Source organism: Photobacterium sp. J15 (assembly GCF_963870815.1).
GTDB lineage: Bacteria > Pseudomonadota > Gammaproteobacteria > Enterobacterales > Vibrionaceae > Photobacterium > Photobacterium marinum.
Genome location: NZ_CAWMUI010000001.1, coordinates 51,824 through 74,036 on the forward strand (window position 1 = coordinate 51,824; position 22,213 = coordinate 74,036).

13 protein-coding genes, 4 tRNA genes, 4 rRNA genes and 2 riboswitches are annotated in these 22,213 nt (G+C 52.5%); of the genes, 18 read left to right on the forward strand and 3 right to left on the reverse strand.

Translation table 11 applies throughout. The features are described 5' to 3' along the window. The first annotated feature begins 53 nt into the window (after positions 1-53). From rrf (AACQ93_RS00255) to thiH, 15 genes are all read left to right on the forward strand, one after another. Positions 54-169: ribosomal RNA gene (gene rrf, locus AACQ93_RS00255) — 5S ribosomal RNA — on the forward strand. Positions 170-547: 378 nt separating this feature from the next. Beyond that, positions 548-2,099: ribosomal RNA gene (locus AACQ93_RS00260) — 16S ribosomal RNA — on the forward strand. A gap of 70 nt (positions 2,100-2,169) precedes the next feature. After that, positions 2,170-2,246: transfer RNA gene (locus tag AACQ93_RS00265), tRNA-Ile, on the forward strand. Between the two features lie 42 nt (positions 2,247-2,288). Further along, positions 2,289-2,364: transfer RNA gene (locus AACQ93_RS00270), tRNA-Ala, on the forward strand. A gap of 242 nt (positions 2,365-2,606) precedes the next feature. Beyond that, positions 2,607-5,494: ribosomal RNA gene (locus tag AACQ93_RS00275) — 23S ribosomal RNA — on the forward strand. Between the two features lie 89 nt (positions 5,495-5,583). After that, positions 5,584-5,699: ribosomal RNA gene (gene rrf / locus AACQ93_RS00280) — 5S ribosomal RNA — on the forward strand. The 16S, 23S and 5S rRNA genes sit together here with 4 tRNA genes alongside, the layout of an rRNA operon. Positions 5,700-5,742: 43 nt before the next feature. After that, positions 5,743-5,819 (forward strand) — tRNA-Asp (locus tag AACQ93_RS00285). A 36-nt stretch (positions 5,820-5,855) separates the two neighbouring features. Further along, positions 5,856-5,932 (forward strand) — tRNA-Trp (locus tag AACQ93_RS00290). A 290-nt stretch (positions 5,933-6,222) separates the two neighbouring features. After that, positions 6,223-6,286, forward strand: a riboswitch (Fluoride riboswitch). Positions 6,287-6,371: 85 nt separating this feature from the next. Further along, entirely contained in the window at positions 6,372-7,742 is a 1,371-nt protein-coding gene (locus AACQ93_RS00295) for a voltage-gated chloride channel family protein (protein WP_064601521.1), read from the forward strand. A gap of 103 nt (positions 7,743-7,845) precedes the next feature. Continuing rightward, positions 7,846-7,943: riboswitch (TPP riboswitch) on the forward strand. Positions 7,944-8,079: 136 nt separating this feature from the next. Next, a complete protein-coding gene (gene thiC / locus AACQ93_RS00300) occupies positions 8,080-10,005 on the forward strand; it encodes a phosphomethylpyrimidine synthase ThiC (protein WP_064601522.1) in 1,926 nt (641 codons plus the stop codon). Further along, positions 10,002-11,252 carry a thiamine phosphate synthase gene (thiE, locus tag AACQ93_RS00305; protein WP_064601523.1) on the forward strand — a complete coding sequence of 417 codons (1,251 nt, stop codon included), beginning with the start codon at positions 10,002-10,004 and terminating at the stop codon, positions 11,250-11,252. Before thiC ends, thiE begins: the two co-directional genes overlap by 4 nt. Continuing rightward, entirely contained in the window at positions 11,242-12,003 is a 762-nt protein-coding gene (locus tag AACQ93_RS00310; protein WP_157097502.1) for a HesA/MoeB/ThiF family protein, read from the forward strand. The genes thiE and AACQ93_RS00310 overlap by 11 nt, the downstream gene beginning before the upstream one ends. 7 nt (positions 12,004-12,010) lie before the next feature. After that, positions 12,011-12,232, forward strand: a complete 222-nt coding sequence (gene thiS, locus AACQ93_RS00315; protein WP_064601525.1) for a sulfur carrier protein ThiS — start codon at positions 12,011-12,013, stop codon at positions 12,230-12,232. After that, a complete protein-coding gene (locus AACQ93_RS00320) occupies positions 12,233-13,003 on the forward strand; it encodes a thiazole synthase (RefSeq protein WP_064601526.1) in 771 nt (256 codons plus the stop codon). 9 nt (positions 13,004-13,012) lie between these two features. Continuing rightward, on the forward strand, positions 13,013-14,125 hold the full coding sequence (gene thiH, locus AACQ93_RS00325; protein WP_064601527.1) for a 2-iminoacetate synthase ThiH: 1,113 nt from the start codon (positions 13,013-13,015) through the stop codon (positions 14,123-14,125). A 180-nt stretch (positions 14,126-14,305) separates the two neighbouring features. Here the strand turns inward: thiH and AACQ93_RS00330 are convergent, their stop codons facing one another. Both AACQ93_RS00330 and AACQ93_RS00335 read right to left on the reverse strand, forming a co-directional pair. Next, positions 14,306-16,093, reverse strand: a complete 1,788-nt coding sequence (locus AACQ93_RS00330) for an aminopeptidase P family protein (protein WP_064601528.1) — start codon at positions 16,091-16,093, stop codon at positions 14,306-14,308. A 127-nt stretch (positions 16,094-16,220) separates the two neighbouring features. Next, positions 16,221-17,168 (reverse strand): LysR family transcriptional regulator, encoded by a 948-nt coding sequence (locus tag AACQ93_RS00335; protein ID WP_064601529.1) that lies wholly within the window; start codon positions 17,166-17,168, stop codon positions 16,221-16,223. 119 nt (positions 17,169-17,287) lie between these two features. Between AACQ93_RS00335 and AACQ93_RS00340 the strand changes: the two genes are divergently transcribed. Next, positions 17,288-18,490, forward strand: a complete 1,203-nt coding sequence (locus AACQ93_RS00340) for a multidrug effflux MFS transporter (protein ID WP_064601530.1) — start codon at positions 17,288-17,290, stop codon at positions 18,488-18,490. A gap of 135 nt (positions 18,491-18,625) precedes the next feature. Here the strand turns inward: AACQ93_RS00340 and AACQ93_RS00345 are convergent, their stop codons facing one another. After that, positions 18,626-19,534, reverse strand: a complete 909-nt coding sequence (locus AACQ93_RS00345) for a DMT family transporter (protein WP_064601531.1) — start codon at positions 19,532-19,534, stop codon at positions 18,626-18,628. Positions 19,535-19,831: 297 nt separating this feature from the next. Between AACQ93_RS00345 and rmuC the strand changes: the two genes are divergently transcribed. Beyond that, the gene (rmuC, locus tag AACQ93_RS00350; RefSeq protein ID WP_064601532.1) at positions 19,832-21,382 is read left to right on the forward strand and encodes a DNA recombination protein RmuC; all 1,551 of its coding nucleotides are present in this window, start codon (positions 19,832-19,834) and stop codon (positions 21,380-21,382) included. Between the two features lie 72 nt (positions 21,383-21,454). Further along, entirely contained in the window at positions 21,455-22,210 is a 756-nt protein-coding gene (gene ubiE, locus AACQ93_RS00355; RefSeq protein ID WP_007470974.1) for a bifunctional demethylmenaquinone methyltransferase/2-methoxy-6-polyprenyl-1,4-benzoquinol methylase UbiE, read from the forward strand. The last annotated feature ends 3 nt before the right edge of the window (positions 22,211-22,213 follow it).

Genomic DNA, 22,213 nt, shown 5'->3' on the forward strand with positions numbered 1-22,213 from the left:
CTTGAATGTAGTGCGAGAACATAGTCAGATTTTCCGAGATTGTAAGAATTTTGCTTGGCGACCATAGCATTATGGACCCACCTGATCCCATGCCGAACTCAGTAGTGAAACGTAATAGCGCCGATGGTAGTGTGGGGCCTCCCCATGTGAGAGTAGGACATCGCCAGGCTTTGATTTCAGGAAGCCCGTTGGCAACAACGGGCTTTTCTTTCGCTCAAACCGGACAGGATGTGAGCGGAGTCAACATAGGGTTTTTGCTTTTCCATTGAGGCAATGAAAAAGTTGAAAATTTTATCTTGACTGGACATCAGAAAAGCGTATTATACGCCACCTGACTTGCTGATGCACACAGTGCTAAGGCATTGAAAGTCAACGTTCTTTAACAATTTGACCATGCAATCTGTGTGGGCACTCGTGAAATGATTAGTCAAAAAGATTTATCAATGAACTGAGTGACCAATACAAATACTAAGTTTACTTATTATTTGGCACAGTCAATTCGTTTCAACTTCGGTTGGAACAATCAGTATTCATTGAGCCAAAACTTGAATTGAAGAGTTTGATCATGGCTCAGATTGAACGCTGGCGGCAGGCCTAACACATGCAAGTCGAGCGGCAGCGACATAATAGAAGCTTCGGTGGAAATTATGGGCGGCGAGCGGCGGACGGGTGAGTAATGCCTGGGAATATGCCCTGATGTGGGGGATAACTATTGGAAACGATAGCTAATACCGCATAATCTCTTCGGAGCAAAGAGGGGGACCTTCGGGCCTCTCGCGTCAGGATTAGCCCAGGTGGGATTAGCTAGTTGGTGGGGTAACGGCTCACCAAGGCGACGATCCCTAGCTGGTCTGAGAGGATGATCAGCCACACTGGAACTGAGACACGGTCCAGACTCCTACGGGAGGCAGCAGTGGGGAATATTGCACAATGGGGGAAACCCTGATGCAGCCATGCCGCGTGTATGAAGAAGGCCTTCGGGTTGTAAAGTACTTTCAGCAGTGAGGAAGGGGTGTACGTTAATAGCGTATATCTTTGACGTTAGCTGCAGAAGAAGCACCGGCTAACTCCGTGCCAGCAGCCGCGGTAATACGGAGGGTGCGAGCGTTAATCGGAATTACTGGGCGTAAAGCGCATGCAGGCGGTCTGTTAAGCAAGATGTGAAAGCCCGGGGCTTAACCTCGGAACAGCATTTTGAACTGGCAGGCTAGAGTCTTGTAGAGGGGGGTAGAATTTCAGGTGTAGCGGTGAAATGCGTAGAGATCTGAAGGAATACCGGTGGCGAAGGCGGCCCCCTGGACAAAGACTGACGCTCAGATGCGAAAGCGTGGGGAGCAAACAGGATTAGATACCCTGGTAGTCCACGCCGTAAACGATGTCTACTTGGAGGTTGGGACCTTGAGTTCTGGCTTTCGGAGCTAACGCGTTAAGTAGACCGCCTGGGGAGTACGGTCGCAAGATTAAAACTCAAATGAATTGACGGGGGCCCGCACAAGCGGTGGAGCATGTGGTTTAATTCGATGCAACGCGAAGAACCTTACCTACTCTTGACATCCACGGAATCCTTTAGAGATAGAGGAGTGCCTTCGGGAACCGTGAGACAGGTGCTGCATGGCTGTCGTCAGCTCGTGTTGTGAAATGTTGGGTTAAGTCCCGCAACGAGCGCAACCCTTATCCTTGTTTGCCAGCACTTCGGGTGGGAACTCCAGGGAGACTGCCGGTGATAAACCGGAGGAAGGTGGGGACGACGTCAAGTCATCATGGCCCTTACGAGTAGGGCTACACACGTGCTACAATGGCATATACAGAGGGCGGCCAGCCAGCGATGGTGAGCGAATCCCAGAAAGTATGTCGTAGTCCGGATTGGAGTCTGCAACTCGACTCCATGAAGTCGGAATCGCTAGTAATCGTGGATCAGAATGCCACGGTGAATACGTTCCCGGGCCTTGTACACACCGCCCGTCACACCATGGGAGTGGGCTGCACCAGAAGTAGATAGCTTAACCTTCGGGAGGGCGTTTACCACGGTGTGGTTCATGACTGGGGTGAAGTCGTAACAAGGTAGCCCTAGGGGAACCTGGGGCTGGATCACCTCCTTAACGATAGACTGCTCATTTGATGCAGTGTCCACACAGATTGCTTGGTTAATAGTAAAAGACATACGGTATCGGGTCTGTAGCTCAGGTGGTTAGAGCGCACCCCTGATAAGGGTGAGGTCGGTGGTTCAAGTCCACTCAGACCCACCACTTCTTCTCCCAGAGGCAGTGGTGATGATATCGGATTTCGTTGGGGCTATAGCTCAGCTGGGAGAGCGCCTGCCTTGCACGCAGGAGGTCAGCAGTTCGATCCTGCTTAGCTCCACCACTCTCTAAAAACATTCTTCTGAGTGTGTTTAGAAAGTGGTTCCTGATGGAAACACATGCTCTTTAACAATCTGGAAAGCTGACTAGTAATTCATAATTGAATTATTGTTCTTCGAAAGAAGAACGAGTTCTCAAGCAATACACATTCAAGTGTCTTGTGTAAGAGTCCGGCAAAACTATTCCATCAATACTCAGATGGAAAAACCTTGGTTGTTTGCCATACGAAACCTCTTGGGGTTGTATGGTTAAGTGACTAAGCGTACACGGTGGATGCCTTGGCAGTCAGAGGCGATGAAGGACGTGCTAACCTGCGATAAGCCGAGAGGAGATGGTAAGAATCACTATACTCTCGGATTTCCGAATGGGGAAACCCACTTGCATAAGCAAGTATCACAACGTGAATACATAGCGTTGTGAGGCGAACCGGGGGAACTGAAACATCTAAGTACCCCGAGGAACAGAAATCAACCGAGATTCCGGCAGTAGCGGCGAGCGAAACCGGATTAGCCCTTAAGCTAGTCTTGCGTCAGGTGAACAAGCTGGAAAGCTTGGCGATACAGGGTGACAGCCCCGTAGCCGACGGCGCATAACGAGTGAAATCGAGTAGGACGGGACACGTGATATCCTGTCTGAACATGGGGGGACCATCCTCCAAGGCTAAATACTCCTGACTGACCGATAGTGAACCAGTACCGTGAGGGAAAGGCGAAAAGAACCCCTGTGAGGGGAGTGAAATAGAACCTGAAACCGTGTACGTACAAGCAGTAGGAGCCCTTCGGGGTGACTGCGTACCTTTTGTATAATGGGTCAGCGACTTAATTTCAGTAGCAAGGTTAACCGAATAGGGGAGCCGTAGGGAAACCGAGTCTTAACTGGGCGTGCAGTTGCTGGGATTAGACCCGAAACCAGGTGATCTAGCCATGGGCAGGTTGAAGGTGAGGTAACACTTACTGGAGGACCGAACCGACTAATGTTGAAAAATTAGCGGATGACTTGTGGCTAGGGGTGAAAGGCCAATCAAACCTGGAGATAGCTGGTTCTCCCCGAAAGCTATTTAGGTAGCGCCTCGGACGAATACTACTGGGGGTAGAGCACTGTTAAGGCTAGGGGGTCATCCCGACTTACCAACCCTTTGCAAACTCCGAATACCAGTAAGTACTATCCGGGAGACACACGGCGGGTGCTAACGTCCGTCGTGGAGAGGGAAACAACCCAGACCGCCAGCTAAGGTCCCAAAGTTATAGCTAAGTGGGAAACGATGTGGGAAGGCTCAGACAGCCAGGATGTTGGCTTAGAAGCAGCCATCATTTAAAGAAAGCGTAATAGCTCACTGGTCGAGTCGGCCTGCGCGGAAGATTTAACGGGGCTAAGCTATACACCGAAGCTGCGGCAATGCGCATTAGCGTATTGGGTAGGGGAGCGTTCTGTAAGCGGTTGAAGGTGAGTCGTAAGGCTTGCTGGACGTATCAGAAGTGCGAATGCTGACATGAGTAACGATAAAGGGGGTGAAAAACCTCCTCGCCGGAAGATCAAGGGTTCCTGTCCAACGTTAATCGGGGCAGGGTGAGTCGACCCCTAAGGCGAGGCCGAAAGGCGTAGTCGATGGGAAACGGGTTAATATTCCCGTACTTCTTACTATTGCGATGGGGGGACGGAGAAGGCTAGGTGGGCCAGGCGACGGTTGTCCTGGTTCAAGGGTGTAGGCTGTATTCTTAGGCAAATCCGGGAATACATCAGGCTGAGACCCGATGTCGAGCTGCTACGGCAGTGAAGTCATTGATGCCATGCTTCCGGGAAAAGCCTCTAAGCTTCAGATAGTAAGGAATCGTACCCCAAACCGACACAGGTGATCAGGTAGAGAATACCAAGGCGCTTGAGAGAACTCGGGTGAAGGAACTAGGCAAAATGGTACCGTAACTTCGGGAGAAGGTACGCTGCTGGCGGTGAAGAGACTTGCTCTTGGAGCTGCCGGCAGTCGCAGATACCAGGTGGCTGCAACTGTTTATTAAAAACACAGCACTGTGCAAAATCGAAAGATGACGTATACGGTGTGACGCCTGCCCGGTGCCGGAAGGTTAATTGATGGGGTTAGACTTAGGTCGAAGCTCTTGATCGAAGCCCCGGTAAACGGCGGCCGTAACTATAACGGTCCTAAGGTAGCGAAATTCCTTGTCGGGTAAGTTCCGACCTGCACGAATGGCGTAATGATGGCCACGCTGTCTCCACCCGAGACTCAGTGAAATTGAAATCGCAGTGAAGATGCTGCGTCCCCGCGGCTAGACGGAAAGACCCCGTGAACCTTTACTACAGCTTGGCACTGAACATTGACCCTACATGTGTAGGATAGGTGGGAGGCTTCGAAGCAGGTACGCCAGTATCTGTGGAGCCGTCCTTGAAATACCACCCTTGTAGTGTTGATGTTCTAACTTGGCCCCGTTATCCGGGGTGAGGACAGTGCCTGGTGGGTAGTTTGACTGGGGCGGTCTCCTCCCAAAGCGTAACGGAGGAGCACGAAGGTGGGCTAATCACGGTCGGACATCGTGAGGTTAGTGCAATGGCATAAGCCCGCTTGACTGCGAGAATGACGGTTCGAGCAGGTGCGAAAGCAGGTCATAGTGATCCGGTGGTTCTGAATGGAAGGGCCATCGCTCAACGGATAAAAGGTACTCCGGGGATAACAGGCTGATACCGCCCAAGAGTTCATATCGACGGCGGTGTTTGGCACCTCGATGTCGGCTCATCACATCCTGGGGCTGAAGTCGGTCCCAAGGGTATGGCTGTTCGCCATTTAAAGTGGTACGCGAGCTGGGTTTAGAACGTCGTGAGACAGTTCGGTCCCTATCTGCCGTGGGCGCTGGATGATTGAGAGGGGCTGCTCCTAGTACGAGAGGACCGGAGTGGACGAACCGCTGGTGTTCGGGTTGTGTCGCCAGACGCATTGCCCGGTAGCTAAGTTCGGAATCGATAACCGCTGAAAGCATCTAAGCGGGAAGCGAGCCTCAAGATGAGTCATCCCTGATACTTTAAGTATCCTGAAGGGCTGTTCAAGACTAGAACGTTGATAGGCAGGGTGTGTAAGCGCTGTGAGGCGTTGAGCTAACCTGTACTAATTGCCCGTGAGGCTTAACCATACAACACCCAAGGGGTTTTATAGGACTCCATGAGCACTTGAATGTAGTGCGAGAACATAGTCAGATTTTCCGAGATTGTAAGAATTTTGCTTGGCGACCATAGCATTATGGACCCACCTGATCCCATGCCGAACTCAGTAGTGAAACGTAATAGCGCCGATGGTAGTGTGGGGCCTCCCCATGTGAGAGTAGGACATCGCCAGGCTTCCAATTTAGGTTAGCGTTGTGAACGAACGTTAATCCTGAGTGGAGCGGTAGTTCAGTTGGTTAGAATACCGGCCTGTCACGCCGGGGGTCGCGGGTTCGAGTCCCGTCCGCTCCGCCACTTATTCAGACAAAGTTAAGTCTTAAAAACGACTACAGGGGTGTAGCTCCAATTGGCAGAGCAGCGGATTCCAAATCCGCGTGTTGGGGGTTCGAATCCCTCCACCCCTGCCATCTTTGAAGCCTCAGCAGAAATGCTGAGGCTTTTTTCGTTTATAGCTCCAATTGACAGAGCAGCGGATCCCCCTGATACCAAAAACAGCGCGAGTTAGGGTTCGAATCCCTTCTTCTCTGCCATCTATGAAGCTTCAGATTACGCGTCCCGGTTAAATGCTGGTTTTTGTTTCTGTGACCTTTCCTGCTTTATATCAAGCAAAAGCTATTTTACTGCCTGAAGGCAAAATTTAAGCTTGTTGCTTGCTGTATTTCCCGTTAGCATTCCCTTTTGTTGATGAACAGCCATGTTCATTACGGGTGATGGAGTTCCACCTTTAACCGCTCTACTGAGATGATGACTCCTGCTGTAGTAGGATAGATCCGTCTATGGTAGGGCTAAATCATTTGCCATAACGTCTATCCTGAAGAATTAACTTTGTAATGATAGATAACTGGTATGGCACACCCACTAAGCGCTAACCCCAAAACTTTTGTCCAGATCCTAAGATGGACACTTCTTATAATTCCTGTTGCCGTTATTGTTGGCTCTCTTAACGCCTTTTTCCTTTGGAGCTTAAGCTTCGCTACTGAGACCCGGATTGATAACCCTTGGCTGCTATATCTGTTACCGTTAGCCGGGATTGTGATTGTTTATTGCTACCGGAATCTGGGTAAAAACTCAGAGGGTGGTAATAACCTGATCATGGATGAAATTCATGAGCCGGGAGCTGGTATTCCAACCCGAATGGGGCCGTTGGTATTAATCACAACAGTCATCACTCACTTGTTTGGTGGTTCTGCCGGACGTGAAGGGACGGCCGTGCAAATCGGTGGTGCAACGACGCACTGGCTGGCTCGTTGTTTCAAGCTGAATGAAGCAGACACCCGCCTGATCTTAATTGCCGGTGTTGCAGCCGGATTTGGTGCTGTATTCGGTACTCCATTGACCGGAGCGATTTTTGCGCTTGAGGTGCTGGCTATTGGGCGTCTGCGCTACGACGCGATTATTCCTGCTCTGTTTGCCGCTATCCTCGCTGATGTTGTATGTAGTGCTTGGGGTGCACACCATACCCATTATCGGATCGACTTCCTTGAGACCATTACCTTGTTTGAGCATGCGGTGAAGGTCGATATTCTGATGGTGGCGAAAATTGTTCTGGCTGCCATTGCATTTGGTTTGGCGGGTTACCTGTTCGGTGAGCTTACCCATGCGTTTAAAGATATCTTCAAGGCAACACTTAAAAACCCTTACCTGATTGTGGTTGTCGGAGGTTTGATTGTTATTGGGGCGGTGCACCTGATTGGTAACTATGACTATATAGGCCTTGGTGTGTACTCAAGTCGTGAAGGTGGCGTCAGTATTTTAAGTGCTTTCCATGAAGGTGGTGCAGAGTGGTACAGTTGGTTGCTTAAGTTGCTGTTGACTGCGATTACCTTGGCTGCCGGGTATAAAGGCGGGGAGGTGACACCGCTGTTCTTTGTTGGTGCGACTTTGGGTAACACCATGGCATGGATACTTGGTGCGCCGGTTGATTTATTTGCTGCGCTTGGATTCCTCGCTGTTTTTGCTGCGGCGACTAACACTCCGCTTGCTTGTACCATTATGGGCGTCGAGCTGTTTGGTGCCGACCATATGCTTTATTTTGCGATTGCCTGTTATACCGCTTACTACTTTAGTGGCCATACCGGCATCTATTCTTCTCAGCGAGTGGCTGTACCTAAGTTGTTTGATTTAGACGGAGCACCGACGATTACCCATAAACTGGGTGAATTGCGAGAAACTCATTCATCACTTCTGAAAAATTTAGCGAAAAAGTTCAGTAAATAATTCTTAGGCCGCACAAATGTGCGGCCTTTTTTGTTTGGGCTTAAGTTCAATAATTTATGTGAATTACGCTTGCTGCCTGTAAGGTGCTTACCTATACTCATCACTTAACTTGTCGGAGTGCCATTTGGCTGAGACCGCTTTGCGGGATCCGTAGAACCTGATCGGGCTAATACCTGCGAAGGGAACAAGAGACAATTCATCTGTCTAGCTACACCATCGAAATCGATCGGCCGTAGCCGCAGTATTCAGACGACGCTGTACACCCTAAGTGTATGCCTCTTGTTTATGCACCCATCCGTCAAGCAACTTCCCTCTAATAAGATGAAAGGAAATTGCTATGTCGAATCGCAAACAAGCGAGACTGGAAGCTAAACAATTTATTGATTCACTCACCGTCCAGCCTTACCCGAAATCCCGTAAGGTGTATGTGGAAGGAAGCCGTCCTGATGTTCAGGTGCCGATGCGTGAAATAACGCTGTCGGATAGCCTTGTTGGTGGATCCAAATCAAACCCGATTTATGAGCCCAATGAACCGATACGGGTTTATGACACATCCGGTTATTACACCGATCCTGATTGCGACATTGATATCTATGCCGGCTTGCCTTCTGTCCGGGATGCGTGGATAGCAGAGCGTAATGATACCGAGCTGCTGGACGGGCTGAGTTCTGATTATGCTCTGAGCCGTTTGGTTGATGATACGCTGGATGAGCTGCGTTTTAGTCAACGAGCTTGTATCCGCAGAGCGAAGCCGGGGCATCGGGTTACTCAGCTCCATTATGCCCGCCAAGGGGTGATCACTCCGGAGATGGAGTTTATTGCGATCCGTGAAAACATGGGGCGGGAAAAATATCGAGATTCCACTCTGAATCTGCAACATCCGGGTATTAGCTTTGGCGCAAACCTGCCTGAAGATATTACGCCGGAGTTTGTCCGCCAGGAAGTGGCGGCTGGCCGGGCCATCATCCCTTCGAACATTAACCACCCTGAATCTGAGCCCATGATTATCGGCCGTAACTTTCTGGTTAAGGTCAATGCTAATATCGGTAATTCCGCCGTCAGTTCATCCATTGAAGAAGAAGTTGAAAAATTGGTGTGGTCGACCCGCTGGGGCGGCGATACGGTGATGGATCTGTCCACCGGGCGCAATATTCACGAAACCCGTGAGTGGATAATCCGTAACAGTCCGGTGCCGATTGGTACTGTGCCTATGTACCAGGCGTTGGAGAAAGTGAACGGCATTGCCGAGAACCTTAATTGGGATGTCTTCCGCGATACTTTGCTGGAGCAAGCCGAACAGGGTGTTGATTATTTTACAATTCATGCAGGTGTTCTGCTGCGTTACATCCCGATGACCGCAAAGCGAGTGACAGGAATTGTGTCACGAGGCGGTTCGATTATGGCCAAGTGGTGTCTGGCTCACCACCAGGAAAGCTTCCTTTATACCCATTTCCGAGAGATCTGCGAGATCTGTGCCCAATACGATATTTCCCTTTCCTTAGGAGACGGCCTGCGTCCGGGATCCATTGCTGATGCCAATGATGAAGCGCAGTTCAGTGAACTGCGAACCCTTGGTGAACTGACCAAAATTGCCTGGGAATATGATGTACAGGTGATGATTGAAGGGCCGGGACATGTGCCGATGCATATGATTAGGGAAAACATGGAAGAGCAGCTCAAGCATTGCCATGAAGCACCATTTTATACCTTAGGCCCGCTGACTACGGACATCGCTCCGGGTTATGACCATATTACTTCCGGGATCGGTGCGGCGATGGTTGGCTGGTATGGTTGCGCCATGCTTTGCTATGTCACTCCCAAAGAACATCTTGGATTGCCTAATAAAGAAGACGTAAAAGTGGGTCTGATCACGTACAAGTTGTGTGCCCATGCGGCAGACTTGGCGAAAGGTCATCCGGGAGCGCAAGTGCGTGACAATGCATTGTCGAAAGCGCGCTTTGAGTTTCGCTGGGAAGACCAGTTTAATTTAGGCTTGGATCCGGATACGGCCCGAGCCTATCACGATGAAACTCTACCCCAGGAATCCGGTAAAGTGGCTCATTTCTGCTCAATGTGCGGACCAAAGTTCTGTTCAATGAAGATCTCCCAGGAAGTACGCGATTACGCCAGCAATCTTGAACACAACAATGAGCTGGAAATTAAAGTACTTGATGAACCATTACAGGGAATGCAGCAGAAAGCCTCTGAATTCCGCGCCCGGGGTAGTGAGTTGTACCACCCTATTCAAGAGGATCGTCAATGAGCTCTTTATGTTTGCCCGATAGCCTGACACCGTTGCTGATGCATGTGGAACCCTTGCTGGCTGCTGCTGATAAGTACCAGTTGGGAGAACAGGTCAGTGTGGATTGGAGCGAGTCGGAAACAGTCGACATTCAGTTCGAAGAGCGTCAGTTCAGTCTGGTGTTTAACCCGGATGGGGCTGATATTACCGGGTATAAGGTATTGGATCAGTGGATTGCACCTTATCCGTCGGTAAGTGAAATGCAGCAGCAGGTTGCCCAAAAACCAAATTTAATTGTCAGCGGCCTGCCAACTGAGAAAGGGTGTATTGATATCTGGCACCACAATGGTGAAGCCAGAGCCGTGTATTGTCACCACGCCGGTGCCAGTGAGCCGCAGCGTGCGATGCTGATGGTTGCGCTGGCACTGGATTTTCCGCTGGAGGATGCGGTGACTCTGGCCCGGGCTCATGCTCGTGGCTATATGGAAAGCCACATGGATGGTTATGGTGAAACTGGCTGGCCGATGAGCCGTGAGCTGTTTCCCCGAGCTTTAACGGCTAACCACCCAGAAGCAGAAGACTTGGGGTGGACTTGCAAAGAAGCGGCTGTTGAGCCGTTTGCAGCGACAGATCCGGCGAAGCTTGCGCTATATCCGGTAGTGGATTCGGCCGAGTGGGTTGAGTGCTTGTTGGATCTGGGAGTTGCGACTACTCAACTGCGGATCAAAGATGAAAACGAGTCGACATTGGAAGCTCAGATCAAACAGGTGATCGCAGCCGGCAAAGCACATCAGGCGCAGGTATATCTTAATGATCACTGGCAGCTGGCTGTAGAGCACAAGGCCTACGGTGTTCATCTGGGGCAGGAAGATCTGGATACCGCTGATTTGGTTGCTATCCAGCAAGCCGGTTTGCGTCTGGGTCTTTCTACCCATGGTTATTATGAAATCCTGCGTGCTGCTGAATTTTCCCCAAGCTACATTGCCTTAGGCCATATCTTCCCGACCACCACCAAAGAGATGCCATCCAAGCCGCAGGGTGTTAACCGTTTAGCCTTGTATCACAAGCTGATTGGCGAGGCGTTTCCGACTGTTGCCATTGGCGGTATTGATTTGAGTCGGGCTGAAAAAGTCTGGCGTACCGGAGTGAATGGTATCGCGGTTGTCCGGGCTGTTACCCAGGCCGAAGATCCTAAAGCCGCTCTAGACGACTTTAATCAGCTGCTCGTGCGTCATGAGCCAGCCAAGGATGCAACGGATGCTGAGTGATCAGGCATTTTTGCGTTATAACCGCCAAATAATGCTGCCCGAAGTTGGTGAACAAGGGCAGCAATTGCTGGCGCAGGCCCAGGTGCTGCTGGTCGGTGCCGGTGGGCTGGGTTCTGCCGCGGCTTTGTATTTGGCCGGGGCTGGTATCGGTCACCTCATGATTGCTGATGATGATGAGGTGGACAGTTCGAACCTGCAGCGTCAGGTCATTTACCGCGACAGTCATCAGGGTCGGAGTAAGGCTTTGATGGCTGCCGAGCAAGTGACTGCTCTGAACCCGCATATCCGGGTACGTCCGGTACAGGCTCGGCTGGCCGGGCAGCGGTTGGCAATGGAGATCGCTCTGGCCGACGTGGTTCTTGATTGTTCCGATAATCTGACGACCCGGCATGCGATTAATCAGGCTTGTTTTAGTGCCGGCAAGCCTTTGATCTCAGGAGCGGCGATTCGCTGGCAGGGCCAGCTGATGTCCTTTGATTTTCGCCAGGGTCATGGCCCCTGTTACCACTGCCTGTTTCCACCTCGGCCTGATGTTTCGCCGGAGCCGCAAAATTGCAGCAGCTCCGGCATTGCCGGGCCTGTTGTCGGGGTGATGGGTAATATGCAGGCGCTGGAATGTATCAAGCTGTTGAGCGGAGCCGGGGAAGTCGCTTTCGGGACTTTGCTGCAGTTTGATGGCCTGACCATGGCATGGCAGCGATTTAATTTAACCCAGGATAAACAGTGCCCGGTCTGTGGCACAGGAGAATAAAACCGTTATGACAGCCACGCCGTCAGTGATTCAGGTACAGGTGAACGACAAGTCTGTCGAATGTCCGCAAGGACATAGCCTGACCGCACTGCTCAAGACACTGGATATGCCATTGCAGGCAACTGCGGTGGCCTTGAACGACTATATTGTTACCCGAAGTGAATGGGATAGTACCCAGTTGAAGACGGGCGACCGAATTGCCCTGTTCCAAGCTATTGCCGGAGGCTAAATGCTGACTATTGCTGATAAGACCTTTTCATCCCGCCTGTTTACCGGCACCGGCAAATACGCCAACAGCAAGGTGATGGCGGAATCCATTGTGGCTTCGGGATCTGAGCTGGTGACCATAGCACTTAAGCGGGTGGATATCGAAAACCGGTATGATGATATTTTGGCTCCTTTGCTGGAGGCTGGCGTCAACCTGTTGCCGAACACGTCCGGAGCGAAGAATGCTCAAGAAGCTGTATTTGCTGCCAAGCTGGCCCGTGAAGCGCTCGGGACTAACTGGCTGAAGCTGGAGATCCACCCGGACCCGAAATACCTAATGCCTGATCCGATTGAAACGCTGGCGGCGGCAGAGCAACTAGCCCGAGATGGCTTTATTGTGCTGCCGTATTGCCATGCCGATCCTGTGTTGTGTAAGCGACTGGAAGAGGTAGGTTGTGCGGCGGTGATGCCGCTGGGCGCGCCGATTGGTTCGAACAAGGGGCTGGCTTCCCGGGATTTCCTGGAAATTATCATCGATCAGGCCCGGGTGCCGGTTATTGTTGATGCCGGGATCGGTGCTCCGTCCCATGCTGCTGAGGCGATGGAGATGGGAGCTGATGCGGTACTGGTGAATACGGCAATCGCGGCAGCCGCCGATCCGGTGGTGATGGGGCGGGCGTTTCGGATGGCGGTGGAAAGTGGTCGTATGGCGTATGAGGCCGGACTGGCTGGAACCGTCAATCATGCCATTGCTTCAAGTCCGCTGACGGCGTTTCTTGATCAGACCGCATAAGGAACCGGTATGAGCTATGTTGATGTCTGGCAGCAGCTTGACTGGGACGATATCCGACTGTCGATTTACAGCAAAACGGCCGCGGATGTTGAGCGGGCTCTGCGGAAAAACAAGCGGGATCTGGAAGATTTCAAAGCGCTGATTTCTCCGGCCGCAGAACCTTACCTTGAGCAGATGGCTCAGCAGTCGGCGGCGCTGACCCGTCGCCGCTTTGGCCACACTATTGCCTTCTATGTGCCGTTGTATTTGTCGAACTTGTGTGCCAACGCCTGTACTTATTGTGGTTTTTCGATGGAGAATCGAATTAAGCGGCGGACGTTGGCTGTACCGGAGGTTGAGCGAGAATGCCTGGCCATTAAGGCGATGAATTTTGATAGTGTATTGCTGGTGACGGGCGAGCATGAGCGCAAAGTCGGGATGGATTATTTCCGCCAGGCCCTGCCCGCGGTCAAATCTCAGTTCAGCTACCTGGCGATGGAGGTTCAGCCGCTGGATCAGCATGAGTATGCCGAGCTGAAAACATTGGGGCTGAATGCCGTAATGGTGTATCAGGAGACCTATAATGCGCCGACCTATGCCAAACATCATCTACGTGGCAATAAGATGGATTTTGCATACCGTCTGGAAACCCCGGATCGCCTGGCCCGCGCAGGCATAGATAAGATTGGTATCGGAGCACTGATTGGCCTTGAAGAATGGCGCACGGATTGTTTCTTTGTCGCCAGCCATCTGGATTATCTGGAGCGCACCTACTGGCAGACCCGCTATTCTATCTCCTTCCCGCGCCTGCGGCCGTGCGAGGGGGGGGTACAGCCGAAGTCGGTGATGACCGATCGCCAGCTGGTGCAGCTGATTTGTGCTTATCGGCTGTTGAATCCGGACGTGGAATTGTCGTTATCGACCCGTGAATCTCCGCAATTTCGCGACAATGTCTTGCCATTGGGGATCACCAGTATGTCGGCCGGGTCTAAAACCCAGCCCGGCGGTTATGCCGATGATGAGCCGGAGCTGGAGCAGTTTGCGATCAGTGATGACCGCGCTGTTGCCGAAGTGGCTCAGGCGGTGAAGCAGCACGGCTTTGAAGTAGTGTGGAAAGACTGGCATCACGCCTATTCCGGGTAATTGACAGGTGTTATTTGGCTTTATATCGGCATCGAAAGTGTTCATTTATGCTTATAAATTCTGCGCTTTCTCTTTGCTCTAAAGCCAAATTCCGAACGGTTGATTGTTGTGTCGTAGATGTAATAACGCCCGCATGTGAATATGCGGGCGTTTGTTATTTTCAGGCTGCGTGTTGCGGGCTTAGCGGGTAAGCGGCGCTGTTGCCTGCTGTAGCCATGCCAGGTCATCACCTTCCAGCGACGGGCTGATCACATCAAATACCGTCTGGTGGTAGTGGTTCAGCCAAGCCAGCTCGGCATCTGTCATCAGTGACAAGTCGATCAGGCGACGGTCAATCGGAGCCCGGGTCAGAGACTCGAAGCCCAGCATGGTCATGTCGCCGTTGGTTTCGACTTCAACAACCAGCTCCAGGTTCTCAATACGGATACCGAAGGCATCTGCACGGTAGTAACCCGGTTCATTAGACAACACCATACCCGGAAGCAGGGCCGTCGGGTTGTAGACTTTGGAAATACGCTGCGGGCCTTCGTGAACACTCAGGAAGTGGCCCACACCGTGGCCGGTACCGTGGTCGAAATCATAGCCGTGCGCCCACAGGTGTTGGCGAGCCAGGGCATCCAGCTGGGTGCCGTTGGTGCCTTTCGGGAAGCGAGCTGATGACAGCGAAATATGGCCTTTCAGTACCAGGGTAAAGGCTTTCTTCACTTCGTCACCCGGCTGGCCGACAGCGATCGTACGGGTGATGTCAGTTGTACCGTCTGGGTACTGGCCACCTGAATCCACCAGGTAGACATTGTCCATTTCCAGTACGCTTGGTTCTGGCTGGTTGAGGTGGTTGTAGTGGCACATTGCAGCATTGCCGCCGGCTGCCGAAATGGTGTCGAAGCTGACATCAGTACAGCTCGGATCTAAGCTACGGAACTGCCACAACTTGTCAGACAGCGTACCTTCATCAAGCAGATTATCGGCAGCCACCTGAGCATCAACCCAAGCCAGGAATTTAGCCATCGCCACGCCGTCGCGGATATGGCTGGCTTTCATGCCGGCAACTTCGGTCGGGTTCTTGGCTGCTTTCGGCAGCAGGCAAGGATCTGCTGCGGCGATCATACGGGCACCTGCACCGTTGAGTACCTGTCCGGCCCAGGCATTGCTGGTGGCCGGGTCAATCAGAACCTCTTTACCACTCAGGGCTTTCAGGCCGGCTTCCAGCTCTTCAGGTTGGTGGATACGAACACCGTCACCGACATGTGCACTGAATTCTGCTGGCAGGCGAGCTGGGTCAATATAGAAATCAACGCTTTCATCGGCGTGGATAATGGCAGTTGAAAGCAGAACCGGCAGGCTTGGTACATCGCTGCCGCGGATATTCAGCAGCCAGGCAATGCTGTCCAGTTGGGTCAACAGGGCTGCTTCTGCTTTTTGCTTCTTCAGTTCAGCCGCAATTTCAGTGCGTTTTTCTGCACAGTTGGTGCCGACAAAATCCAGGCTCATCAGCTTGGCGTCAGACAGGGTTGCCGCCGGGCGATCGTGCCACAGGGTGTCGATTGGGTTGGCGTCGATGCAAACCAGCGCAAGGCTGCCGGCCATTTTTTCGGTCATTTGCTCCAGCCAGGCACCGCTGTGAAGGCGAGGGTCAACCGCAACGCGGCTACCGGTGGCCAGATTATCCTGAGCCCATTGCATTGGTGGTTCTTCGATTAGGTGGCGATATTCGAACACATCACCCGGAACCTGCTTGCGAACCTGAACGACATAACGGCCATCAACGAATACAGCAGCTTTATCGCGGGTGATAATTGCCATACCTGCTGAGCCGGTGAAACCTGTGGCCCACTGAAGGCGTTCGTTGTGGGCAGGAATGTACTCGCCCAGGTATTCATCTTCGTGAGGAATAAGCAGCGCATCGAGCTGGCTTTCCGCCAGCCACTGGCGGATCTGCTCCACTCGTTGTGAGATAACAGCTTGCATGGTTTGTTCCTTTAAGTAAGTCACCGTCCATGTTGACGGAAAAGAAGAGATCGGCCTCGGTAAGGTCCGTAATAGCTGCAAGGCCGTTCATTGCAGCTACGTTAACGCGTTTGGTGCCGGGCTGCAATTAAGTGTCAGACAAATCATGACATCGGCTGATGATTAACTCTTTCAGCCAGCAGTGTCCCGGATCATTTTCCTGATGTTGGTGCCAGAACAGGGTGTAAGCCATGGCAGGAAGTTTAGGTGGCAGCGGCATAACCACCAGATCGAGCTGGGCGGCGATATGGCTGGCGAAGTGGCTCGGGGCGGTGAAGATCAAATCCGTATGGGTGCACAGGCTGGCGGCGCTGTTGAAGTCAGGCACATAGATCGCGATATCACGTTTTAGTCCCCGGTCGGCCAGTTTGTAGTCGAGCAGCCAGCGGTCGCTGCCGTCACACCGCACCTGAATGTGGCGCTGTCTCAGGTAGTTATCCTCATCCCAGGTCTGGCTCAGGATCGGATGGTCTTTGCGGACGATACAGCGCTGGGTATCCCGGTACAGTTCCTGCCAGATGATGTCTTTCGGTGGCATCAGGGTCAGCATGGCATCTCGCGGATTGAGGTCTTTACCAGTGATCCCGAAGTCGATTTCCCCCCGTTGCAGGCGCTCGAACGTATTGGTTTCCCAGGCCTGGGTATCAAAGATGATGTTAGGGCCTTTGCTGAAGATTTCCCCGAGGAACTGAGGCAGCAGTAGCGGGTAGGCACTTTCAACCAGAGCCATTTTGAAATGACGTTCGCTGGTGGCCGGGTTGAAGGTCGGCGGTGCCGTCATTTGCTCTACTTCCCGCAGCAGGTGCTCAAGCAAAGGTTGCAGGGCTTTGGCGCGCGGTGTCGGGATCAGGCCGTGGGCTGAGCGGGTAAACAGCGGGTCGTTGAACTGCTCCCGCAGCCGCATCAGGCTTTTGCTGACGGCCGACTGGCTGAGGTGAAGCCGCCGGGCAGTGTGGGTGACATTGCACTCTTCAAGCAGGACATAAAGGCAAACCAGCAGGTTGAGATCGAGACGGGTAAGTTTTTCGAAAGACACAGCAACAGCACCTCAGGGTCAGTGATATTCCTCATGGGAAATTCTGATTTGAATATAAACCATTTCTGTTCATATCACTAAAGCCTTAGACTGCCCGCCATCACAAGAAGGAAAGTTGCATGAAGCCTGAAACCTCACAAACAGGGGCAAGACTGGTCGCTTTGATGGTCACGCTTGTCCTCTTTAGCCCACTGGCTATTGATATTTACTTACCGGCGTTGCCGGCGATGGCGGAGACCTTTGCGGTCGATCACGCCCGGGTTCAGGATACAGTTACTTGGTTTATGTTCAGCCTTGGTCTGGGGCAGTTGCTGGCCGGTCCGCTTGCTGACCGCTTCGGTCGCCGTCCGATTGCGCTGGGCGGGGTGATGATTTATGCCCTGAGCAGTGCAATGGCTTACCTGGCTCAGTCTCTGGACCTGTTGTTAGTTGCCCGACTGACACAAGGCTTTGGTGCCTGTGCGACTTCCGTTGCTGCATTTGCGGCTGTTCGCGATAGCTTCGGCCCGGAGCGCAGCGGCCGGATGATCAGCTACCTGAATGGTGCGATTTGTTTTATTCCTGCCCTGGCTCCGCTGCTGGGCTCCTGGCTGACGCATGAGTTCGGCTGGCGTTCAAACTTTAGCTTTATGACCGGATTCGCGCTGGTTGCCGGAATTATGCTGACCGTGTTCTTTAAGGAAACCCGTCCGGCAGATACCAACACCGACGGTGCCCTGATCAGTGCTGAGCGCTATCTGTCAGTGCTGCGCGAGCCGGTATTTCTGTTCCATGCCACCCTTTGTATGCTGGCAATGGCAGTGATCCTCGCTTACGTCACTTCAGCTCCGGTCTGGCTGATGACAGAGATGGGCCAGAGCATGTCGCAGTTTACAATCTGGTTCGGCGTGAATGCGGCACTGAATATTCTGGGCTGTATGGTGGCACCGAAATACATGGATCGCTTCGGTACCCGTAATACCCTGAATATCGGCCTGCTGATGCTGGTGGGCTCTGGTGCTGTAATGCTGTTATTGAGCGATATCCGCGAAGCATGGGCATTTATGGTGCCAATTTTTATGGCTTCCTTCGGTTTCTCTTTCGTGCTGGGCGCTGCAGCTGGCAAGGCGCTGGCACCGTTTGGTGACCGAGCCGGAACGGCGGCTGCTTTGCTGGGACTGTTCCAGATGAGCGGTGCCGGAGTGATGGTTAGTATTACCCAGCGACTGGATTTGATACCGCCAGTATTGCTGACGCTACAGATGTGGCTGCTGATCCCGGGTCTGTTGATCCTGTGGTCGAAACTAGGTCACCGCTGGCATGCGGCACCTGCTAGCAGCTAAGTTTGTGGCGGATAAGTTTTTGAATTTATAACAAGACGTCTTCCCTTTAGGGCGCTGGGTCTCGACAACCCTTATCCGATTCGCCTGCCACTGATGTGGCAGGCTTTTTTCTTTTTATGGGATACAGAAAGTCTTTTATTCAGTACAGGATGAACTTGCCGTTTCTGTTTTCTTTCCTTTCCATTGCTGTACCAGCAGACCGCAGACAATCAGAACCAGCCCGGCAAGTGTCGAGACATGGATCTCTTCCCCTATGATGGTAGCCAGCAGCATCAGTGATATAAACGGCGAGATGAAAATCAGGTTGCTGATCCGTGCGGTGTTTCTGGTCAGCTTCAGGGCATTGAGCCAGAGCACAAAGGTCACGCCCATCTCAAACAGTCCGACATAACTTACCGCCGCCCAGCCCTGCCAAGGGACTGGCTGCCAGTCGCCGGTGTAGAGGCTGAGGCCGAATGAAAACGGCAGGGAAATCAAAAAGCCGAGCAGAACACCAAGAACCGGATCGGCCTGGTTTTTGGTGTTGAGGATCCAGTACATCGCCCACAACAGGGTCGACAGCAGTGCCAGGGCTACCCCGGCCGGATTATCGAACTGCAGTGCCATAATATCGCCCTTGGTGGCAATGACGACCACACCCAGGTAACCCAGGATACAGGCGATCCAGTCCTGCTTACGGATTTTCTGGCCGAGGAACAGCGCAGCCATCAGGGTCAGGGTGATTGCCCAGCTGTAGTTGAGCGGTTGGGCCTGCGAGGCCGGCAGCAGATCATAAGCTTTGAACAGCACCATGTAATAGGCAAAAGGATTAATTAGGCCAAGCAGCAAATAATAAAGCGGCCGGGCCATCAGGGTGCGGCCGAGCAGATGCAGCTTGCCCTGGTAAAAGGCGATGGCGGTCAGGGCTAGCGCAGAGACCAGGCTGGCTGCCACCATCATCTGGATCGGGGTGAAATACTCAAGGGTGATTTTGAAGGCGGTGGCGACAGTTGACCACAGCAGCACGGCGGCCAATCCATATCCTAGCGCATAACGTTCGTTCATCAGTTTTCCATTCTAAAGAGGCTGTCCGCAGCACGGGTTATTCGTCATACCAAAGGCGCTCAGTCTATGCCAATGTGGGATACCCGACCAGATCTTGTGTCGTCAAGCTGTGACCACAAGCGCAATCCGGTCGCTTTATATAGTTATGAATAGCTTGGTACGAACAGCGATGCAGTGACAGGCTGAGTTGTCTCAGATGATAATAGGTGGACATTTATCCAGTATCCACTTAGCCTTTAGCTCATATTAACCAGGAATGATCCCGCGAGAAGACAGATAATTTTGGGGTGACAGATCATGATTACCGAATGGCTCACCGGCCCTGCTTTGGCTGCGGTTGCGGCTTTGTCCGGTGCAACGATTGCCAGTGTGATTACCGCACTGTGGATGAAAGGTCGCTGGCAGCAGAAAGAACAGTTACTTACCCAGCAGGCTGAAGCCGAACTCCGGCTGGCGCAGAGCCGTGAAGAGCAGATCCGCGGCCAGCTGGCAGAGCGCACCCAGGAGATAGATGAGCTGGATGTCGAACGCGACCGCCTGACGATGGAATTGCGCCAGATGCATGCCCGGCTGGCGGCGGCACTGGAGAAAATGCGCCATTTTGAAGCGCTGAAGAATGAAAAGCAGTACCTGACCGAGCAGCTGGAAAATGCCCGTTCGGCTAATGCCGGGCTGGAAGCCGATCTGCGTGAGCAGGAGGCTCGTCATTTCGAAGAGCAGAAGGCGGCAGATGAGAAAATCACCCTGTTGGAAACTGCCGAAGAAAGGTTGCGGGTGCAGTTTGAAAGCCTGGCTAACCGCCTGTTCGAGCAAAAGACCCGTACTGTCGATGAGCAGAATAAGCTGAGCCTTGAAACCTTGCTGACTCCGCTGAAAGAGCAACTGGAAGGCTTCAAAAAGCAGGTAACGGATAATTTCAGCCAGGAAGCCCGCGAGCGCCACACTCTGGTGCATGAAATCAATAGCTTGAAGCAACTCAATGAGCAGATGGCCCGTGAGGCGGTGAACCTGACCCAGGCTCTGAAAGGCGATAACAAAGCGCAGGGTAACTGGGGCGAGGTGGTGTTGTCCCGGGTACTGAGTGAATCCGGTTTGCGGGAAGGCCATGAGTATCAGACCCAAATCAGCCTGGAAAATGAGGACGGCAAGCGTTATCAGCCGGATGTTGTGGTGCACCTGCCACAGGATAAAGATGTGGTAGTCGATGCCAAGATGTCGCTGGTGGCTTATGAGCGCTTCTTCAATGCCGATACCGTTGCTGAGCAGGAGTTGGCTCTGAGCGAGCATGTGGCTTCAGTGCGCAGTCATATCCGTGGATTAAGCCGCAAGGATTACCATCAGCTGCACGGCATCCGCAGCCTTGATTATGTGTTGATGTTTATCCCGGTTGAGCCTGCTTTCCAGGCTGCGGTAGAAGCCGACCCCAGCCTTATCCGCGATGCCATGGATCAGAATATCATGCTGGTCAGCCCGACGACTCTACTGGTGGCGCTGCGCACGATTAATAATCTGTGGCGCAATGAGCGGCAGAACCAGAATGCCAAGCAAATCGCTGAGCGTGCCGGCAAGCTGTATGACAAGTTGCGCCTGTTTGTTACTGATATGGAAGCTGTCGGTGCTTCGCTTGATAAGGCCAACCAGAGCTACCAGGGAGCGATGAACAAGCTGGTTACCGGACGTGGCAATGTGATCCGTCAGGCCGAAAGTTTCAAGCAGCTCGGTGTTGAGGTGAAACGGGATATCAGCCCAGCTCTGGCTGAGCGTTCACAGATTGAATTGGAGGGCCCGGCAGCGAAAGTGTCGGCATCGTCACCGGCTGCCATTTCTGCGGCAAATGATTTGCCGTAGTGCTTTGAGCAAAGCCCGGCCATCAAGTACACTAAGCCAGTAATTATAGAGATATAGGATGATAGATAGAACATGACGGACACCACACAAGATATGACCCATTTTGGCTACCGGACAGTAGCTAAAGACGAAAAGGCGGATATGGTTGCGGAAGTGTTCCACTCCGTGGCGACGAAGTATGACATCATGAATGATCTGATGTCGTTTGGCATCCATCGTGTATGGAAGCGCTTTACCATTGATTGCAGTGGTGTACGCCGAGGTCATCGTGTGTTGGACCTGGGTGGTGGTACCGGCGATCTGACAGCCAAATTCTCACGTATCGTCGGTGATGACGGTCATGTGGTGCTGGCAGATATCAATAACTCAATGCTGAAAGTCGGCCGTAGCAAGCTGCGTGATATCGGTGTGGTCGGTAACGTTTCTTACGTACAGGCTAACGCTGAAGAGCTGCCTTTCCCGGACGATTACTTCGACTGTATTACCATTAGTTTCTGTCTGCGTAATGTGACCGATAAAGACAAAGCGCTGCGTTCGATGTTCCGAGTGCTGAAGCCGGGCGGCCGCCTGCTGGTGCTGGAGTTCTCCAAGCCGGTTCTGGAGCCGCTGTCAAAAGTCTATGACGCCTATTCGTTCCACCTGCTGCCGAAGATGGGTGAGCTGATCGCCAATGATGCCGACAGCTACCGCTATCTGGCTGAATCCATCCGTATGCACCCAGATCAGGACACGCTGGAAGGGATGATGAAGGATGCCGGCTTCGAGCAGACCCAATACTACAACCTGACTGGTGGCATCGTTGCTCTGCACCGAGGCTACAAGTTCTGAGGA

What these genes read in the sequence shown, in the direction of transcription:
- AACQ93_RS00295 (WP_064601521.1), top strand. Translation starts at nt 6,372, where the DNA reads ATGGCACACCCACTAAGCGCTAACCCCAAAACTTTTGTCCAGATCCTA.
- thiC (WP_064601522.1), top strand. Translation starts at nt 8,080, where the DNA reads ATGTCGAATCGCAAACAAGCGAGACTGGAAGCTAAACAATTTATTGAT.
- thiE (WP_064601523.1), top strand. Translation starts at nt 10,002, where the DNA reads ATGAGCTCTTTATGTTTGCCCGATAGCCTGACACCGTTGCTGATGCAT.
- AACQ93_RS00310 (WP_157097502.1), top strand. Translation starts at nt 11,242, where the DNA reads ATGCTGAGTGATCAGGCATTTTTGCGTTATAACCGCCAAATAATGCTG.
- thiS (WP_064601525.1), top strand. Translation starts at nt 12,011, where the DNA reads ATGACAGCCACGCCGTCAGTGATTCAGGTACAGGTGAACGACAAGTCT.
- AACQ93_RS00320 (WP_064601526.1), top strand. Translation starts at nt 12,233, where the DNA reads ATGCTGACTATTGCTGATAAGACCTTTTCATCCCGCCTGTTTACCGGC.
- thiH (WP_064601527.1), top strand. Translation starts at nt 13,013, where the DNA reads ATGAGCTATGTTGATGTCTGGCAGCAGCTTGACTGGGACGATATCCGA.
- AACQ93_RS00330 (WP_064601528.1), bottom strand. Translation starts at nt 16,093, where the DNA reads ATGCAAGCTGTTATCTCACAACGAGTGGAGCAGATCCGCCAGTGGCTG.
- AACQ93_RS00340 (WP_064601530.1), top strand. Translation starts at nt 17,288, where the DNA reads ATGAAGCCTGAAACCTCACAAACAGGGGCAAGACTGGTCGCTTTGATG.
- AACQ93_RS00345 (WP_064601531.1), bottom strand. Translation starts at nt 19,534, where the DNA reads ATGAACGAACGTTATGCGCTAGGATATGGATTGGCCGCCGTGCTGCTG.
- rmuC (WP_064601532.1), top strand. Translation starts at nt 19,832, where the DNA reads ATGATTACCGAATGGCTCACCGGCCCTGCTTTGGCTGCGGTTGCGGCT.
- ubiE (WP_007470974.1), top strand. Translation starts at nt 21,455, where the DNA reads ATGACGGACACCACACAAGATATGACCCATTTTGGCTACCGGACAGTA.